Annotated in this window: 21 protein-coding genes and 1 pseudogene; 3 read left to right on the top strand and 19 right to left on the bottom strand. The window is 37.4% G+C overall.

From position 1 onward, the window contains the following. Both ACJMLD_RS04915 and ACJMLD_RS04910 read left to right on the top strand, forming a co-directional pair. Nucleotides 1-1008, top strand: a complete 1008-nt coding sequence (locus tag ACJMLD_RS04915; protein ID WP_405268598.1) for an aldo/keto reductase — start codon at nucleotides 1-3, stop codon at nucleotides 1006-1008. A gap of 2 nt (nucleotides 1009-1010) precedes the next feature. Beyond that, nucleotides 1011-1823, top strand: a complete 813-nt coding sequence (locus tag ACJMLD_RS04910; protein WP_405268595.1) for a class I SAM-dependent methyltransferase — start codon at nucleotides 1011-1013, stop codon at nucleotides 1821-1823. Nucleotides 1824-1840: 17 nt separating this feature from the next. Here the strand turns inward: ACJMLD_RS04910 and ACJMLD_RS04905 are convergent, their stop codons facing one another. Both ACJMLD_RS04905 and hcp read right to left on the bottom strand, forming a co-directional pair. Further along, complete coding sequence (locus ACJMLD_RS04905; RefSeq protein WP_405268592.1) at nucleotides 1841-2170, bottom strand: cupin domain-containing protein; 330 nt, start codon at nucleotides 2168-2170, stop codon at nucleotides 1841-1843. 3 nt (nucleotides 2171-2173) lie between these two features. Then, entirely contained in the window at nucleotides 2174-3481 is a 1308-nt protein-coding gene (gene hcp / locus ACJMLD_RS04900; RefSeq protein WP_405268590.1) for a hydroxylamine reductase, read from the bottom strand. A 121-nt stretch (nucleotides 3482-3602) separates the two neighbouring features. On the opposite strand from hcp, the gene ACJMLD_RS04895 reads away from it, so the two are divergent. After that, nucleotides 3603-4376: a TrmB family transcriptional regulator gene (locus tag ACJMLD_RS04895; protein WP_405268587.1), complete on the top strand. Its 774-nt coding sequence runs from the start codon at nucleotides 3603-3605 to the stop codon at nucleotides 4374-4376. Here ACJMLD_RS04895 and ACJMLD_RS04890 read toward each other — a convergent pair. The 17 genes and pseudogenes from ACJMLD_RS04890 to rpl13p all read right to left on the bottom strand — a co-directional run. Further along, a complete protein-coding gene (locus tag ACJMLD_RS04890) occupies nucleotides 4369-5154 on the bottom strand; it encodes an ADP-ribosylglycohydrolase family protein (RefSeq protein WP_405268584.1) in 786 nt (261 codons plus the stop codon). The two genes, ACJMLD_RS04895 and ACJMLD_RS04890, sit on opposite strands and share 8 nt — an antisense overlap. A 601-nt stretch (nucleotides 5155-5755) precedes the next feature. Then, the gene (locus ACJMLD_RS04885; RefSeq protein ID WP_405268581.1) at nucleotides 5756-6160 is read right to left on the bottom strand and encodes a hydrogenase iron-sulfur subunit; all 405 of its coding nucleotides are present in this window, start codon (nucleotides 6158-6160) and stop codon (nucleotides 5756-5758) included. 10 nt (nucleotides 6161-6170) lie between these two features. Beyond that, nucleotides 6171-7310 (bottom strand): Coenzyme F420 hydrogenase/dehydrogenase, beta subunit C-terminal domain, encoded by a 1140-nt coding sequence (locus ACJMLD_RS04880; RefSeq protein WP_405268578.1) that lies wholly within the window; start codon nucleotides 7308-7310, stop codon nucleotides 6171-6173. A gap of 12 nt (nucleotides 7311-7322) precedes the next feature. Then, nucleotides 7323-8351 carry a molybdopterin-dependent oxidoreductase gene (locus ACJMLD_RS04875; RefSeq protein WP_405268575.1) on the bottom strand — a complete coding sequence of 343 codons (1029 nt, stop codon included), beginning with the start codon at nucleotides 8349-8351 and terminating at the stop codon, nucleotides 7323-7325. 762 nt (nucleotides 8352-9113) lie between these two features. Next, a complete protein-coding gene (gene idsA, locus ACJMLD_RS04870; protein ID WP_405268572.1) occupies nucleotides 9114-10094 on the bottom strand; it encodes a short chain isoprenyl diphosphate synthase IdsA in 981 nt (326 codons plus the stop codon). 15 nt (nucleotides 10095-10109) lie between these two features. After that, a complete protein-coding gene (locus tag ACJMLD_RS04865; protein ID WP_405268569.1) occupies nucleotides 10110-11453 on the bottom strand; it encodes an RNase J family beta-CASP ribonuclease in 1344 nt (447 codons plus the stop codon). Between the two features lie 3 nt (nucleotides 11454-11456). Next, nucleotides 11457-12503, bottom strand: coding sequence for a type 2 isopentenyl-diphosphate Delta-isomerase (fni, locus tag ACJMLD_RS04860; protein ID WP_405268566.1), 1047 nt, complete (start codon nucleotides 12501-12503; stop codon nucleotides 11457-11459). A gap of 1 nt (nucleotide 12504) precedes the next feature. Next, nucleotides 12505-13305, bottom strand: coding sequence for an isopentenyl phosphate kinase (locus ACJMLD_RS04855; protein ID WP_405268563.1), 801 nt, complete (start codon nucleotides 13303-13305; stop codon nucleotides 12505-12507). Between the two features lie 4 nt (nucleotides 13306-13309). Then, complete coding sequence (gene mvk / locus ACJMLD_RS04850) at nucleotides 13310-14272, bottom strand: mevalonate kinase (RefSeq protein WP_405268560.1); 963 nt, start codon at nucleotides 14270-14272, stop codon at nucleotides 13310-13312. A 9-nt stretch (nucleotides 14273-14281) separates the two neighbouring features. Further along, a complete protein-coding gene (locus ACJMLD_RS04845) occupies nucleotides 14282-15130 on the bottom strand; it encodes an MEMO1 family protein (RefSeq protein WP_405268557.1) in 849 nt (282 codons plus the stop codon). A gap of 9 nt (nucleotides 15131-15139) precedes the next feature. Then, entirely contained in the window at nucleotides 15140-15742 is a 603-nt protein-coding gene (gene rpsB, locus ACJMLD_RS04840) for a 30S ribosomal protein S2 (protein WP_405268554.1), read from the bottom strand. Nucleotides 15743-15754: 12 nt separating this feature from the next. Then, the gene (locus tag ACJMLD_RS04835) at nucleotides 15755-15949 is read right to left on the bottom strand and encodes a 4Fe-4S dicluster domain-containing protein (protein ID WP_067043591.1); all 195 of its coding nucleotides are present in this window, start codon (nucleotides 15947-15949) and stop codon (nucleotides 15755-15757) included. Nucleotides 15950-15969: 20 nt separating this feature from the next. After that, nucleotides 15970-17214 (bottom strand): phosphopyruvate hydratase, encoded by a 1245-nt coding sequence (gene eno, locus ACJMLD_RS04830; RefSeq protein ID WP_405268551.1) that lies wholly within the window; start codon nucleotides 17212-17214, stop codon nucleotides 15970-15972. A 140-nt stretch (nucleotides 17215-17354) separates the two neighbouring features. After that, nucleotides 17355-17549 (bottom strand): DNA-directed RNA polymerase subunit K, encoded by a 195-nt coding sequence (locus ACJMLD_RS04825; protein ID WP_405268548.1) that lies wholly within the window; start codon nucleotides 17547-17549, stop codon nucleotides 17355-17357. 65 nt (nucleotides 17550-17614) lie between these two features. Next, nucleotides 17615-17785 (bottom strand): DNA-directed RNA polymerase subunit N, encoded by a 171-nt coding sequence (locus tag ACJMLD_RS04820; RefSeq protein ID WP_405268545.1) that lies wholly within the window; start codon nucleotides 17783-17785, stop codon nucleotides 17615-17617. A 48-nt stretch (nucleotides 17786-17833) separates the two neighbouring features. Continuing rightward, nucleotides 17834-18235 carry a 30S ribosomal protein S9 gene (locus ACJMLD_RS04815; RefSeq protein WP_405268542.1) on the bottom strand — a complete coding sequence of 134 codons (402 nt, stop codon included), beginning with the start codon at nucleotides 18233-18235 and terminating at the stop codon, nucleotides 17834-17836. A gap of 18 nt (nucleotides 18236-18253) precedes the next feature. Beyond that, nucleotides 18254-18502 (bottom strand): annotated as a pseudogene (rpl13p, locus tag ACJMLD_RS04810) (50S ribosomal protein L13); the annotation flags it as partial.

The raw sequence follows: 18502 nt of genomic DNA, 5'->3' as shown, positions 1-18502 counted from the left end.
ATGAGGCTTGGAAAAACTAATCTTGAGGTAAACAAAAACGGATTCGGCGCACTGCCAATCCAGAGACGCAACATGGACGATTCGATTGAAATCCTTCGAACTGCATATGAAAATGGAATAGACTTCTATGATACTGCACATTTTTACACGGATAGCGAAGAGAAAATCGGCCGTGCATTGAGCGATGTTAGAGAAAACATCTATCTTGCAACAAAAAGTGGGGCGGAAACCGTAGAGGAATTCTGGAGCGATTTGGAAACATCCCTTAAAAGCATGCAGACAGACTATCTTGACCTGCACCAATTCCACAACATCTCCTTCTGCCCTAAAGAGGATGATGATTTATATAAAGCTATGCTTGAAGCGAAAGAGGAAGGTTTGGTCAGGCATATTGGAATTACAACACACAAAATTACACATGCCCACGAAGCCCTTGACAGCGGACTTTATGAAACTCTGCAATATCCATTTTCCTATTTAAGCGGCAAGGAAGAATTGGAATTGGTTGAAAAATGCAGACATCTTGATGTCGGTTTCATTGCCATGAAGGCAATGGGAGGCGGATTGATCAAAAATTCCAAAGCGAGTTTCGCTTATATCAATCAATTCGATAATGTCCTGCCTATTTGGGGAATTCAAAAGCTCGAGGAACTCAATGAATTCTTATCATACGATGAAAATACCGTTTTGGATGATGATTTAAGGGATTTTATTGAAAAGGATAAAAAAGAGCTTGGGGTGAACTTCTGCAGAGGCTGCGGATACTGCATGCCATGCCCTGAAGAAATCAACATCAGCCTATGCGCCAGAATGTCTCTTTGGATTAGAAGATTCCCTACCGAACCAAATATGGATGAAAAGACCCAAGAGATAATGAAGCATACTCTGGACTGCACAGAATGCTATTCATGTGTAGACAAATGCCCATATGAATTGGATATTCCTCAACTTTTAAAAGAGAATTATGAAGACTATCAGAATGTCCTGACCGGAAAGACAAAGGTGTGAACATGAGGCAATGCATTGAAAACCCGAATGATGTCGATTGGCTAAGTTTCTGGGCTGAAAGATTATCAACAAAGGTGGATAAGGACTGGAATAAAGCAGCTCCTGGCTTTTATAAAAGAACCAAAAAAGATGATTATCAGACAGCTTTATTTGAAAAATTGATTTTAGATGAAAATGATACTGTACTGGATGTTGGCTGTGGTGAAGGATCCGTTACAATACCAATTGCTAAAAGAGTAAAAAAAGTAATAGGTGTTGATTCATCACCTAAAATGCTCGAATACCTAGAAAAAAGAGCCGATGAAAACAGCATTGATAATATCGAAACCATCTTAAAACCTATTGAAGATATTAAATACAGCGAGATTGGAGATGTTGATGTTGTAGTCTGCTCAAGATCTCTAAATGGAATTATCCCCATTGATGAAGTCTTACTGGAATTAGACAAAATAGCCCGCAAGTATGTATTCATAACTATCTTTGGACCGGAAAACAAAAAAATCGAAAAGGATTTCGATAACGAAATAGGCATTAAAACAGAGGATTTCCCAGATTACAACTATTTCTTCAACATACTGTTCAACCTTGGAATTTACGCAAATATTGAGAGATTTGATTTGAACAACTACCGTAAATATGACAGCATTGATGAAGCGGTAGACAACGGCAAATTCAGACTGGATTTATACAATGACGAGGAAAAAGAGCTTCTAAGAAAGTATCTGAAAAGGATACTTACCTATGATGAAGAAACAAAGAAATACTATAATGTCAAGGACAAGGCCGATTGGATAATGGTCTGGTGGAAAAAATAAAAAAAAATAAAATGAGATTAATCACTTTTTATCATGGTTAATATCATTTTATAAGGGCTATTTTCTGCCTGAAGCGCATGAGGCTCATTTGCAGGCATGATGATGATTTCACCTGCCTTGACAGTATTTTTTACACCGGAAATTGTTATTTCGGCTTCACCGTCAATGATTTGAACCATCGCATCAAAAGGAGCTGAATGCTCAGACAATCCCTGGCCTTGATCAAAGGCAAAGAATGTAACTGTCCCTAACTCTTTTTTGATAACTTCACGGCTTACAACACTGTCTTTTTGATAATCCAATAAGGATTGGATATCTAAAGCTTTAGCTTTAATATCCTCATTCATTGATTATTCCCCCATAATTGTTTTGATATCTGCTATTGCATCTCCAGTTGTAGGAGTTAGATTGTAGTTTCCAACTAAGACATTCAAGATGTCTTCATTACACCATGCAGGAAGAACCGGTCCAATCCACATGTCAGTTTTTCCTAAGTAAAGTAACGCCCAGAGAACTGCAGCCGCTTTTTGTTCCATCCAACTGAGGACAATTGTCAATGGCAATTCATTCAATTCCATGTCAAATAATTCACATAACGCTACAGCAACGTCCACTGCAACAATTGTGTCATTGCATTGGCCTACATCCAATAGTCTTGGGATTCCTTCAATGTCGCCTAGGTCAAGGTCATTGAATTTGTATTTGCCGCATGCCAAGGTTAAGATAACAGTATCCTGTGGCAAGTTTTGGACGAATTCCCTGTAGTAGTCGTTGTGTTTTGCTGCTTTGTCACATCCCCCGACAACAAAGAACCTTCTGATTTTGCCTTCTTCCACTAACTTTTTGATAGCATCTGCGTGCTCTACAATTGCACCTGCACTCCAACCGGTGGTTATAGTGGTTAATTCTTCTGCTTCAAGTCCTCCTAATGATTTTGCACATTCGATAACTTCTGAGAAGTCGTAATCATCTACGGTCTTTACGCCTTCAAGTTTAGCGACATCCATGGTGAACATTCTTTCCTTGTATGCGTCAAGTGCCGGCAAGACACAGTTGCTGGTTCCGACAATGGCTGCATTGTATTTTTTAAAGACAACTCTTTGATCGTGCCATGCTCCTCCGAGCTGTCCTGCAAGGTTTTCGTATTTGTTGAGTCCAGGATATCCGTGAGCAGGCAACATTTCAGAGTGTGTGTAGACCTTGATGTCAGTTCCTTCCACTTGTTTTAACAGTTCTTCCAAAGCTTTCAAGTCGTGACCTGTTACAATGATGGCAGGTCCTTCTTGAGCTCCCACTTTCACTTCAACAGGTTGCGGTTCGCCGTATGCTTCAATGTGAGCGTCTTTGAGTAATCTCATTACGTCAACACTGACTTTACCTGCTTCTAAAGCTAATGCAACTAAATCATTAGTGTCGAAGTTTACATTGGTCAATGTAGTGTATAGACCTTTGGTTAAGAATGCATCGATTTCAGGATTGGATTTTCCTAAAACATTTGCATTGTAGTTGTATGCACTAATTCCTTTCATAGTAAAGATCAAATTATCTTGTAATCTTGCTACAGTTGGTTTTTTACCACAAACTCCACTTACGGTACAGCCGGTACCTTTAGCGGTTTGGGAACATTGATAACAAAACATATCTAAGCCTTCTGCCATTTTAATTACCTCTTGATTATTGTTAATTATAAGTTTCAGTTAGTTAGTATATAAATATTCTGTCACTATTCAAGGGTTAAAAGTAGTAAACTTATATAGGTTTTCCAACATAACAATAAACATGGACGAGAATATAGCTATACTTAAGGGACTAGGGCTGACAATGTATGAAGCCCAGGCATATGTGACACTGACTTCATTAATATCATCGACTGCAACAGAAGTGTCCGAAAAATCAGGCATTCCTCGAAGCAAAATATATGATGTAATGAACGGACTGATAAAGAAGAACTTCATAGAGGTGGAAGACGGAAGGCCCCTCAAATACACCGTCAAATCGCCGGTTGAAGTATTGGGCCGCGAAAAGGAACGTGTCAATTCAGAAATTGATGACACCATAACAAGATTGACATACATCTATGAAAACGGAATGAGCCAGGTCCAAGCACCAATATGGCGGGTTTACGGGGTTGAAAAAATCATCGCACAGGAGATTGAAATCATAAGCAGAGCCAAAACATCCGTCAATATGAGGATAGGATTTTTATTTGAAGGCGAAGGCAAAGCGCTCATAAAAGCATTTAAAAAAAGACGAAACTTGAATGTGAACATACTGGCTTCCCCAACATGCTACATCAACGATGAGAAAGTCAATATCATTGAAATGTTCAAGGATGAAGACATCAACATCCAAAAGGCGGACATTCCCTTTGTTAAAGTGTTGATATCAGATTCAAAGGAGATGATGCACACCTACACCAAGTTTTCAGAAGACAAGAGAAACGTCATTCCAGAAACCGCAATCGGAATCTGGAACAAATATGAGGACATAGCCAAAAACTATGATGACCGTTTCATGAATCAGCTGAAAAAATTAAAGAAGAAATCTAAATAAATTTGTCTTCAAATCTTATCAAAACATTTAACAAGAAGTCATCCAAGCGATTTACGCTATTATCAACAATATCTCCCGGAACTTCCCAATATGCTGATGCGATACCTCCGGCAATTGCTGCCTGCGTATCTGCATCTCCCCCCAAGGAAACGCAATTTCTGATCGTATCCTCAAAGTCATCCGCCTCCAAAAAGCAGATTATTGATTCGGGAACGCTTCCGGCGCATGAAACGTCAAATGAGTAATGGGGCCTTATTTCATCCACAGATCTGTTTAAATCATACTCATATCTGGTTTCAACATGATTCTTAATCTCATCTTTACTGGCGCCGATTCTTGCAAGATAAATTGCATCCACTGTGGCCAATGCGCCCTTTATGCCTTCCGGATGATTGTGGGTGACTACTGCAGATTTATATGCCAAATCCTGTGCCTCTTCAAGTGAATCGGCTACCCATGCACATGGTGAAACCCTCATTGCTGAACCGTTTGCCCAGCTTCCATAAGGTTCAGGGTTTTCTTGCCTTATCCAATTTAAAAACATTCGGCCATAACCTGCATTAATATACCTATTGCCGAAATCCTGCAATTCCTTAATCAATACTTCTTCTGAAGTCTTATCCTTAATCAACCAATTAGCAATAGCCAATGTCATTACGGTATCGTCTGTAAATATTGACCTTCTGCCAAATAACTCAAAATCTTTAGTCTTAATTGAATTGAATTCAAATGGTGATCCAATTATATCTCCGCAAATAGTTCCAATTATTCCTTTCATGATATTATTATGTGTTTAAATAGTATATAAAATTATTGATTTCATTTTATAATATTGATTTAATATGGTAAAATTGATGTTAAAAAGAAGAAAAAAGATATATAACACATCAAATAAATGAAAATATGATAATAGTAGTTATTATCGCAAAACAGGAAATTTTCATACCATATCTTTCGGAAACATTCGAAATCACTTCCTTGAATAAATTCATTATAAGACATGTTACAAAAAATATGGGAATTTCCGCAGATTACTTCACAAAAAACTAACATAAAAACATGGTTCCATGCCTGGCATGGAATCATTATCCTAAACAATAAATTGTTTTTCAAAAGTAAAAATGAAGTAGATAGCTATTAAAGTGAGCTAAGCTTCAATAGCTATTGTAGACAATTAAGAAACCTACATGACATTCATATAAATTTCTTTTTTTCATATTAACTCATTCCATATCAATGGAGAAAAATAATAACAATAATCTGTGCCGGATTATTGCTATCGGCTAATGATGAATTTATCAACATGGAATTCATTAATTATGAAATATTCGCAATTCGATTTACAATATTTGTAAAAACCATTGATTATAGAAATTTAATTATTCTAATTCTAATGGTCCTAATTTTGTTAATGTTTTATGGAATTCCTCCATTGTTCTTTGGAATTTTTCACCTTCTGATGCTGAAATCCAATCGTGACAGAATCTTTCTTTTTCAATTCCGAATTCCTCAAGAATGTCTTCAACGATTTTTGATCTTCTGGACCATTTGTAGTTACCTGCATCATAGTGGCAGTCCCCAATATGGCATCCTCCTACAAATACTCCGTCTGCACCTTCCTGGAAGGCTTTGAATATCATTGAAGGGCTAATCCTTCCTGAACACATTACACGAATGATTCTTATGTTTGGGGAGTATTGCATACGTGCAGTTCCTGCTGTATCTGCTCCTCCATAACAACACCAGTTACATAATAAACCTACAATTTTTATATCATCTGACATCAAATCACCTCTATAATTCGGTTTTTTCTGGACTGTATAATGGAGGTTTTATATCATCTGAAACTCCAGCTACATAACCAGTTCTTTCATAGTATTTTTTCTGCAATTTGTCGAAAATCAATGAAACAGGAATGTCCATTGGGCATACGTCATCACATTGGCCGCAGTCGCAACAGCTGAAGCTCATGTGGGATAATCTTACACCCTGGAATGCGATTGGTGTAGGAGGGATGTTTGCTTCATCCTTAAAGTATGACTTGTTCAATTCGCAGTTTTCATAACACCAGCAGATCGGACATACATCACGGCATGCATAACAGCTGATGCATCTATTCCAATCATCCATTTCATTAACCAATGGGAAACTAGCTTTCTGACTGTTCTTAGCCATTTTGATCATGATGTTTTCGACTTTTGACCTTCCTTCGACTGCTGCATCTGCAGGGGATTTTGTTTCAAGGATACCTGCCTTTTTAGCACCGTCAATTAGTTCCTGACCTTTTTCGTCATTGATTTCAATGAAAGTCCAGCCGTCTTCAGCTCCCCAGTTTCCACATGCCAGATTTGCCTTTCTTGGGATTTTTACATCACATCTTTGGCAGTTTTTACGGCGTCCGTATCCTTCTTTTTCGAGGTCATGGATTTTTACTGCTTCTTCGGAGCCGTCTGCAAGTTCGATTATGAACTGTCCTTTGTCAATCTCTTCACTTACAACATCGTCAGGGTCGGCTTCGTAGAACAAGTCAATCATTTTTCTGCCTCGAACCGGAGGAACGGTTCCCCCGCAGTTCAAACCAATGATATAAATGTTATCCCTATTGATTTTATGTCTGGTGATAAGCTCTTCAATAGCTCTCATATCACAAGGCTTTGCTGTAAGTGCAATTTTTTTATCAAATAAATATTTCTGAACAAGATCTCCAAACATTGTAGGAGCACAATGATAAGAACCGGCTGTTTTCATTAAATCCTCAGAATCTGTTACGAATGTTGGAACACCATCATAGACATCATCACAAGGACTTATTGCCAAAACGCCATCCACCATTCCTTCATCAAGCAGATATTTAAGGATGCTTGTAACAGCCCCTCCACATTCACCTGCTTTGTGAATATCATCATTTTGTGATTTTGCTAAAACATAACTCATATAATCACCTATCTACCCGTTTAATTTATCAATTATCTCAATTTCACTTAAAACATCTGATTCGACAACTGCATTAAAAGTTTGAGCATCGCCCATTGAATTTACAAATGAGCCATCCTTTTCAAGCCATGTTTTAATAGGAATGATAATGTCTGAAATTTCAGTTGTATTGTTTGCGCAAGTGGCAAAACTAATAATCTTTGAGATTTTTGAAAAATCAAAGTCTATATCATCGACAATATCATCATTGAACACTAACAGTAACTTGGTATTGTCCAATAATTCAGTTAGTTCCTCTTTTGATTTGGAATCTATTATGCTTAAAGCGCCTTTAGTATTTGGTTTTGAAAATACCGGCAATTTTTTGCAGTTAAGAGCATTGATTTTATCCAGATCATCTGGAGAATCAATCTGATTGAAAACGATTACTGAAGATTCGTCAAAATCACCGCTGCTTAAGAATTCGTCGACGGATCCTGAAAAGCATTCGTCGGCAATATTGCCGGTGACAGATTTTTCAGCTTTAACCAAAGCATGAATCTGGGCTCCGTTTTGTTTTGCATGAACTATCCTTCTTCCAATCAATGGATTTTCATATAATAAATCACCGATTACAAAAACTTTGCCGGCATCCTCAATTTCATCATAAGAAGCGACTTCATCAAAATTTTTCAAATCATCGGCATAAAAAGCAAGATTGAAATCATTGGATTGTGCAAAATTTTTAATTGCTTCAATTTCATCGATGCACTCATTACCTGAACAGATTACGGTTACTTTTGAAGAATCAGCAGATTTTATTTCCTTTGAAACATCTTCAATAGCTTTATCCAAATCCACTTCCGAATTTGAAACAATAGCGCTTTGGAATCTGTTTTTGTAACACTCAATGGAATTTCTTCCATTCAAACAGTTTTTACCAGCGTTAACTGGGTGCCTTTTATAGGGAAAAGTCCCAACAATATCTCCATCATTTAAAACTACATTAATGCCGCAGCCAACACTGCAGGAAGGGCATAATGTATGCTTAATCTCCAACATATACATCACCTAAAATTAGTCCTAAAGAGCATATGGAATGTTCTTACAATCTAAACTTGGATATTCCCCCTCAACAAATATTCACATATTTATAGAAACATAGCCTTATGAATAATAAATGTTGATAAAAGAATTATTTAATGTCCTAAAGATGAACAGTACAATAATTTTAAAATCTTATCCCTCAAAAACAAAAGTTTAAACAAAAATTTTAACATGATTAATAATGTTAAAATTTGATCATATCTGGAATTTATAAATTACACTCAGACATCATCATAAACTAGATTTTTAAGGGAATAAACGATTAAACAATCCAAATTTTCATGTAAACCCCTAACTATTTATCAACGACTAATGACTAAAATTACTTAATTAATAAAACATTAATCAAATAATCTATATAATTCTCTCTTTTAACATCTATATAAATGTTATCAAATTTCCTAGAACGATTTAACCCCAAATCAAAAATAGGCACATATCAACCAACATTTTTAGAATATAAATAGATTAAACAATTTTCAATTTAACCATATGAAATTAATGTAATACTATAAAATATATATAGTAATAAAATAGATTTATCAAATATTATAAACAAAATAATAAACAATTTCAGTCCATATTAACAATTTTTAAAATAGATAAAAAAATTTAACAAAAATTAGAAAACTGTTTAAATTTAATATATTTTTTCAAAAAGATATTACCCTCAAAAATAGACAGTTCGAATAATAAAAATTAAAAAAAAGAGAGAAATTATGCGCTTCTCTCAAGTACAAAATCAGCAATGTCAACAAGTACTTGTTTAGATGGAGAGTCATCCAATATTTCGAGTACTTCTTTGGCTTTCTCAACGGATTCATGAGCCAAATTGCGAGCATATTCAATAGCACCACAATTTGTTAAAATTTCAATAGCTTCATCTATCTCATCTTGAGAATTATTTTCAGCTTTTAAGATTTCAAGCAATCTTCCAGAATCGTCGCTGGCCAAACCCTTAATTGCAATAATGGTCATCTTTCCTTTGCCTATATCTGAACCGATTGGCTTTCCCAATGTTTCCTCATCGGATGCCAAGTCAAGATAATCGTCCTGAATCTGGAAAGCAAGGCCTATTAAACGACCATAATCATACATTGAATCAATGACTTCATCATTGGCTCCGCCCATAATTGCTCCTGCTTTTGTGGCTGCTGCAATTAATGCACCGGTCTTTTTGAAAATCATTTCCATATATTCATCTTCTGTTACATCAAACCTTTCTTCAAAGCCCATGTCTGATGCCTGACCTTCACAAATCTTTACACATGCATCCGCAACGGTAGCCAAAGCCTTGTTGTTTTGGTCTGAACTGGTTCCTTCAGTTCCGATAATTATCTCAAACGCTTTTGAAAACAATGTGTCGCCAGCAAGGATTGCCACATCATCGCCCCAAACCTTGTGAACAGAAGGCATTCCTCTTCTCATATCATCCTGATCCATGATATCATCATGAATTAATGAAAATGTGTGGATAAGTTCAATAGCTGCAGCTGATTTTAATGCATTTTCACGATTTCCGCCAACAGCCTCAGAGACTATTAATGTTAAGGCCGGTCTGAGCATTTTTCCGCCAGCTCTTGTAAGGTAAACTGATGCTTCTGCAAGATTATCAGGGGTAATTGTTGCTAATTCCTCTTCAATAGTTTTTGTAATGTCACCTGAATAAGTTCCAAGTACTTCTTTTACATCACTCATTTTAATTCCTTCCTCTTAACTTTTAAAAACTTGTGCTTGCGCATTTCTTAAGATATGAATATCATATCCAATTCTGTAGCCTTCCTCTTCGGCAAGTTCAGCATAAGCTGAAAGCATTGATAAATCTCCGTGTGCCGGAATGATATGCTGTGGTTTTAACATACGTAAAAATTCCCTGTGGTCTTCCCTTCCAGCGTGCCCGGAGACGTGAGCATTAGGATAAATTCTTGCACCTTTCAATTTCAATCTCCTTTCCATGATATGTCTGTTTGCAGCATTTGTCGGGTTTGGAATGATAGGTGCTGAAATAATAATGTTGTCACCTTTCTTGATGTTGAATGGAGTTCTGCCGTTTGCAATCCTTGGAAGCAATGCATCAGGTTCTCCTTGGTGACCTGTAGTTACAAGCAGATAATTGGCCCTATCCTCATCGGCTTTCATTAACGCTTTATTTACTGCTTTTGGAGATCCATAAATATTGGCATTTTTCGGTAGTTTTAAAATTCCTAAGCTTTGTGCTATGCCACAAAATCTCTCCATGGATCTTCCAAGGAAGAATATCTCCCTATGGCTTTGCTTGGCAATGTCTGCAATAGCCTGTACACGTTCAATGTGGGATGAGAATGTTGTAACTATCATACCTGTGTCTTCCTGTAGTGGATTTCTCATTACATCCTCCAGGATGTTGCGGGCAATGCGTTCCGAATGAGTTTTGACCTCATTATAGTTAATTGCATTGGTTGTCTCAACAATTAAAGCCAAGACTCCTTCCTTTCCCAATTCTTTTAGTCTTTTATAATCAGGCGGCGGAGATACTTTCTGATGATTATCAAATTTAAAGTCCAATGCATAAACAATGATTCCTTCTGATGTGTGTAAAACCGGAAATACCGCCTGTGGAATACTGTGAGTTGATTGGACGAATTCCAAAGTTATATCTTTTGAAAGTTTTAATTTGCTTCCCGGATTCAATGGCCTAATAGGATTTTCTACTTTAAATTTGCGTTCTCCTTTAATCTGTTTTTCAATTAAGGCAGCAGTATATGGTGTTCCTATTAATGGTGCATCATACCTGTGCGCCAATTTGGCAACAGCTCCTATGTGGTCCAAGTGACCGTGAGAGAAAACTATTCCCTTTACCTTACCGTCCACATCCTTCATTAATGTATCGTCGGGAATGACTCCCCTTTCGATTAAATCCAGACTATGCATTCTATCAATATCTGTATCTTCATGCATGCTAATTCTGTCAAGATGAATACCCATGTCAAAAATGATTACGTCTTCGCCAATTTTGACCGCAGTCATGTTTTTCCCGACTTCCTGGTATCCACCAATAGCGATTACTTCAACGCTCATGTTTCATCTCCTTGAATAATTTTTTGTGTTAATACCTCTTTCATTCAGCCATTCCCTTGTTTTCCCACGGATGACCAAATTTGATCGTTTTAATTCTTCAATGCTGCTGGCTCCTACCAGAAACATTGCAATTCTTAATGAATCATTAAATCTTTGAATAAACTTATTTAAATCTTGTTGAGAAGAAGAATTCTTTAAAAATGGTAATGCCATTCCTACAGCATCTGCTCCAAGAGCAATAGCTTTAGCAGCTTCAAGACCGCTGCGAATTCCTCCAGAAGAAATTACAGGAACATCAACAGCATTAACAACCTCCGCTGTACTGATTGCTGTTGGAATTCCCCAATCCCAAAATGTTTCACCCAGATATCTGTCTTCTGCGCGATATGTTTCAACGGCAGCCCAACTGGTTCCTCCTGCTCCTTCAATGTCAATGTAATCTATTCCCGCATCAACCAACAATTTAGCTGATTCTGCAGAAATTCCACAGCCGGTTTCTTTTGCAAGTACCGGAATGCTTACGGAATCTGTTATTTGGCTTATCAATTCAAGATAACCTCTTGCATCCAAATCCCCTTCCGGTTGAATTGATTCCTGAAGAGGGTTCAAATGAATGGCCAAAATGTCTGCATCCAAAATTTCCACTGCCTTTTCAGCAAGGTTCAATTGGGGTGCTCCAATATTTCCCACTAATAAACAGTCCGGTGCATTTTCACGGACAATTGTATAAGTATCTTCTAATTCCGGATGTTCACAGGCTGCTCTTTGAGATCCAACACCCATAGCAATGCCGTTGTTTTCAGCAGCAATCGCCAATTGTTTATTGATTTCCTTTGCAGCAGGATGACCTCCGGTAATAGCAGTTATAAATAAAGGTGAGTCTAATTTTTTACCGAAAACATCAGTTGACAAATCAATTTCCTGTTTGTTGATTTCCGGTAAAACATTATGAATTAATTCAATGTCTTCAAATCCATTGGTTTTGTTCCTAAACTCTACATCGTAATTTTCACATATTAATAAATGCTCTAACTTTCTATCTGAAATCATACTAATTTCCCCTTGAAATTATAGTACCTTTAACTTCTTCGTTTTCCAAAACTTTAAAAATGTTATTTTCAACTTCAGCATTTATTATCTTGGATTCAATTCCTAAATCCGCTAAATATAATAATTCCTTGATCTTTCCAACCATTCCGCCGGTAACGTCAACATTTGTTGTTCCTTCAAGAGTGTCTAGATCCTCAATAGAGGAGAACCTGTCGAAAAATATTGCATCATCATGTGTCTTGGGGTTCTTGTTATAGACTCCGTCGACATCGGTTCCAAGTATCACCCTATCGGGGTTAAGGTTCATTGCCAGATACTGTATAATCTGATCGCCTGAAATCACGCATATTTCCAGCTCATCATCCAATACGACATCGCCATAGATTACTGGAATGAAACCCTTTTGCAGATATCTTTTGAACACATCAAGATTACCGTTGGTGATTCTCTTATTGGTTGCTGTCATGAAGCTTGAAGCAGGAACCGCAACAACAGGCAAGCCTTCTTCTATGAACGCTTCGCTAATAAGCATGTTGAGTTTCTTGACGGCATTCTGAGTTTCGCAAAATCCGATTCTTTTTTCAGGCCACTCTGACTTGTCGAATTTCTCGCCAATTCTATATTTCTTAGCCGGCGGATGTCCGAACGAACCTGCGCCATGGACAATAATCAACTCCTTGGATGACTTATCGAGTGAAGCTTTGATTTCCAAAGCTATTCTTTTAAGACTTTCAACATCGATTTCACTTTCTTTGGAGTCCTTATTAGTTAATATGCTTCCGCCAATCTTTAAAATAATCATAAAATCACATATAAACCCTTGAAGAGACACCTCTTCGAGTAAAATTAACCTTTAGAATGTTGTCATCACGGGCAATGGCTTCCGCCACTTCATCAACTTTTCCAGGGCAAAGCGCAATAATGCTGCCTCCGCCACCTGCACCGGTGGTCTTAGAACCGATAGCTCCAGCTTCCCTTGCATTATACACCATACGGGACAATTCCAACGTATTCACTCCAATGACATCCAAAAATCCATGATTGATGTTCATCAATTCGCCAATCTTGTTGTAGTCCTTTTTCAGGATTGCCTGTTTGGCGTAATTTGTCAAGTTTCCCATGGCAGTGATTACCGGATTGATGATTTTCGGATTTCTATTTTTCAAGTTCTTTACATCCTTAACCATTTTTCCAGTGTTTCCATGCTTTGTAGTGTATCCTACAACAAATGGAGCATTGAAATTCACCTTAAAGTGTTCCACTTTCTTATTTCTGGATAAGTAGACAAGCCCCCCATAAGTGGAAACAAGAGTGTCCAGCGGACTGGCTACTCCCTGAACGGTCTGTTCAACCATATGAGCGTCATGGGCTAAAGATTTCTTATTAAAACGAACATTATGATATCTGTATAATGCGGCTAGCGTAGCCACCGTAACGGCTGCGGACGAACCGAGCCCTGAACCAATAGGAACATTTGATGACAATGTTATCTCTATCGGAGAATGATCGTGTGCTCTGTAAAGAGATTCTAAAATGTATCTGATAATGCCTGGCTTTCCTTTTGTTAAAATATACTTCTTTTCTCTTGAAAGCAATATCGCTTCAAATCCTATATCCGGTGCTTTAAAGATGGAATCGTCTGAATCTGACTCTTTGATTGTAATATATGCCCTCTTATTGACAGCTCCCGCTATAGCCGGTTCGCCATAAACTACTGAATGCTCACCGAATAAAATTGTTTTTGCCGGAGCAGACGCTTTAGCTATCATGAAAACACCTTATTTAAAAACTCCTGAAGCATATCCCACGACTGAAGTAAAGTCCCCAGTAACGTCTCCGCTTGTTTGATAAGCAAGAAGCTCGCAGTCATTCATCTCGCGCCTTTTGGAAAGGGAGATTGCAGTCATTACAGGACCATAACCGCACATGGTAATGTTATATTGTACAACCTCTTCGAACAGTTTAAACTCATTCATCTCTTCAATATCCTCTAAAACAAAGCCGTCCACCTTATTCGCTTTTTCCTGATTGTTGAAATGTGACAAATCAGTGCTTGCAATAACGCAGTAGGATTTGCCCAGCTTATTTCCAGCTTCAAAAATGGCGTTTGCCAAATCGGTTGAAGTGATGAAATTTTGAGTTCCCATTGTAATCGGGACTATTTCAAAATCAGAAGAGAAATATTGAAGGAACGGCAGCTGAACTTCTATGCTGTGCTCACGGATATGAGCATGAAAGTCTGCGCTGGCAATATCGCTGATGGATATTATTTCATCCGCAAACTCGCCGTCAACCTTGACGCTTCCCAAAGGAGTTATCCATTCCCCTTCATTAAAGACAGAAATTTCACTACCAAAACCTGTATGGTTAGGACTTATTATGATGAAAACTTCAGGAAAACCATTTTCAACGATTTTGCAATAGCCATGTGAAGCTATTGCACCAGAATATTGGTAACCTGCATGCGGAACCATAACATTGATAGGGTAGTCTGTCCCATCAAATTCATTGACTTTTGGAATAAAACCCACGCCCGAATCATCTAAAAAACAACTTTCAATAAGCCTTTTTAGAGTTTCGCCATCACGCGGATAAAACGCTCCAGCAACAGCAGGTTGTCTTATCATTTAACTCACTTAAAATTTAAGTTCAAAGTCAGTTGCTTCAATATCCAAGTCACCGTCTTCAGGAATAGTTCCTCTTTCCCTTAAGATTTGTCTTGCAAGTAACCAGTAAACTAAAGCAATAGCTTTTCTACCTTTGTTGTTTACAGGAACGGCAATATCAACAAAACTAAGTAAGTTTTCGGTATCACATAATGCAACAACAGGAATTCCGTTTTGTTTGGATTCTAAAATTGCTTGAGAATCGGACCTTGGGTCGGTTACGACAATGATTTTTGGTTCAATGAATTTAGCATAATTCGGGTTGGTTAAAGTACCAGGGATGAATCTACCAGGGATGGTTTTTGCTCCGGTAATCTCACCGAATTTTTTAACAGGAGCCTGACCGTATTGACGGGTAGCCACTACTAAAATATCTTCTGGGTCGTATTTTGCTAAAAGCTTTGCAATTTGTCTGATTCTTTCATCGGTCTTTTGAATATCCAATACATATAAACCGTCAGATCTTACTCTGAAAATGTATTTTTCCATGTCACTGGTTTTTTGTTGAGTTCCAATATGCAAACCAGCTGCTAAATAATTATCTAAATCAATTAAAAGTTCATCATTTACCATATTATCACCTATCTAATCTTCATCTTCAATTTTTACACATTCATTAGGACAAACGTCCATACATACTTCACAATAACTGCATTCTGAAGGGTCGGTAATTACGATTTTGTCCCCTTCAAGAACTAATACTTCCATTGGACAGACATCAGCACATTCTGCGCAGTCAGCACCATCACATTTATCATAATCAATAGTTACTTTAGCCATATCAATATCTCCAAAACATTTTAAAATTTGCCCATTTTAGGATTTGGAAGTTCTTCCTCGATGCGGATAAGCTCATTCAATTTAGCTATTCTCTCCCCACCAATAGCTCCGGTTTTAATCATTGGAGATGCAAAACCAACAGCCAAATGAGCAATAGTCTCATCAGTAGTTTCGCCAGATCTGTGGGACACTACCGGAACGACATCATTTTCTTTAGCTAACTTTACGGTTGCATAAGTCTCGGACAATGAACCGATTTGGTTTGGCTTAATGATGATAGCGTTTGCAGCTTTCATCTCAATGCCCTTGGCTAGAATCTCTTTGTTTGTTACAAACAAATCATCGCCACAAATCAGACACTTATCCCCCACTTTTGCAGTCAATTGAGCAAATCCCTCAAAGTCGGATTCGTCAAATGGGTCTTCTACATAAAACATATTGTAAGTATCAATAATATCTTTTACGAAATCTATTTGGTCTCCGGTATCCATTTTAATACCGTCTTGAGCATAAACATATTTCTGCTCATCTGCATTCCACAATTCGGATGCAGCCATATCCAAAGAAGGCCTAATCTCAATACCCAATTCATCACCAACTTCTTCACAAGCCTGCGCTTGAATTTCCAAAGCTGAATCATTTGTAATGTTAGGTACCCATCCTCCTTCGTCACCTTTACCGCCGGTAAAGTTTGAATCTTTAGTTTGAATTAGTTCTTTCAATCTTTTATGAACAGAAGCGTTTGCAAAGATTGCATCGCTGACATTGTCCGCACCGACAGGAACAACAAGAAATTCCTGAATGTCCGGCGCATTGATGCCTGCGTGGGCCCCTCCGTTCATCATGTTTCCAAGAGGGAAAGGTAATTCATTCACTAAGTTTCCACCAATGTATTTATATAATGGCATATTATAAGATGCAGCTGCAGCTTTAGCCACTGCCATTGATATGGCCACAGTAGTATTGCCTCCAATAGCAGACAGATTATCGGTTCCGTCGACTTCCCTTAACACTTCATCAATGGTTGCCAGGTCTTCAGCATCCATTCCAATGAGTTCAGAAGCTATTAGGTCTTCCATTTCACTTACAACTTCATCAATTCCACCTTTAGGGTATGATACCACTTCCCTTGAACCGGTACTTGCCCCGCTAGGTGCAGCAGCTCTACCTGAACTATTCCAAGTGACTACATCTACTTCAATAGTCGGGTTTCCTCTGCTGTCCAAAATCTTTCGAACTTGGACGTCCTCTATTATACTAACCAAAAAAAACACCTCAGTGCCATTTCATTTGTTACCAACTAACCTATACCCTTAAAAAAATCAGTAAGTTTCTTTATAGAGTTATGTTGGTATTTTTTATTTTTTTTAAATAAATATTAAGAATAAATAGATATACTATTTATTCAATCTCTAATTACATCTAATGGTAAAACTCCAGCTTTGAGTTCTTCATAAGCTATGTCAATTGGATCTAATGAGTCCTTGATTTCCACTAAAGGCTTGGCCCCCATAGATATTTGAATTGCTCTAGCTCCAAGAAGTCTAGCTCTTTCAAACCTTGTCAATTTTTTTTCAACATTCATGAATATTACTTCCATTTTTAGGCATATATTTTACCAAGATTTCATTTTATAATAAAACAATATCCCTACAAATTGTAAAATTATTCCCAGGTCTCCACATGGGAAATTAACATTCTTCTACAACAATATCTAGTTAAACCTAAGTCATCTAAAACATCTTTAGAATTTTCACCAGCAGCTATTCTTTTGTTGTATTCATCGAATAGTGCTGATACAGGTTTTCCACAACTTAAACATCTAATAGGAATCATTTATATCATCTTTTTTAGTTTAAATAAAATATAAAATTACAGATGAGATTATCTGTAACTTTTTTGTTTACGTGCTCTTGCTCCAGGACCACCGTATTTCTTAGGTTCGGAACGTCTTGGGTCACCTACCAACATGGTTCTGTCATATTGGATGAATTTTTCTTTTAAATCCATATCCTGTGACCATTGGACAAGTCCTTTTGCAATTACCATACGTGCAGCTTCAGCTTGGCCCATTACTCCTCCACCAATGACTTTGATGTTGATGTCAACTTCATTTGCTAAGTCACCAGCCAAGATTAATGGTTCCTGTAACTTTAAGTTAGCAAGCTCTGGAGAGTAAAGTTCTAAAGGAATTTTGTTAATTCTAACTTTACCAGTTCCTTCACGAACAGTACCTCTTGCGATAGCTGTTTTACGTTTTCCACTAGTATGAATAACTTTAACCATAATCACACATCCATTTATCTAAAAGGTAGCTCCTAAAAGTTTGGAGATTTCTCCTAATTCAATACCTTTTTTAAGATTTTTGTATTCTGCTTCCGGAACTGCAGTGAGTTCTGCATCAGCATATTCTGCTGGAACGCCAACAAATGCTTTTAAGCCTTTGAATGCGGTTTTACCTTTTGCTTTTTTGAAAGGTAACATTCCTCTTACAGTTCTTCTAAATATATCATCTGGTCTTCTAGGATATTTAGGACCTAAGTCACGAGGGTT

The sequence above is a fragment of the Methanobrevibacter sp. genome (assembly GCF_045112895.1).
GTDB lineage: Archaea > Methanobacteriota > Methanobacteria > Methanobacteriales > Methanobacteriaceae > Methanocatella.
Note: the sequence above shows the minus strand (reverse complement) of the source record. Positions and strands in the feature narration are given on the sequence as shown.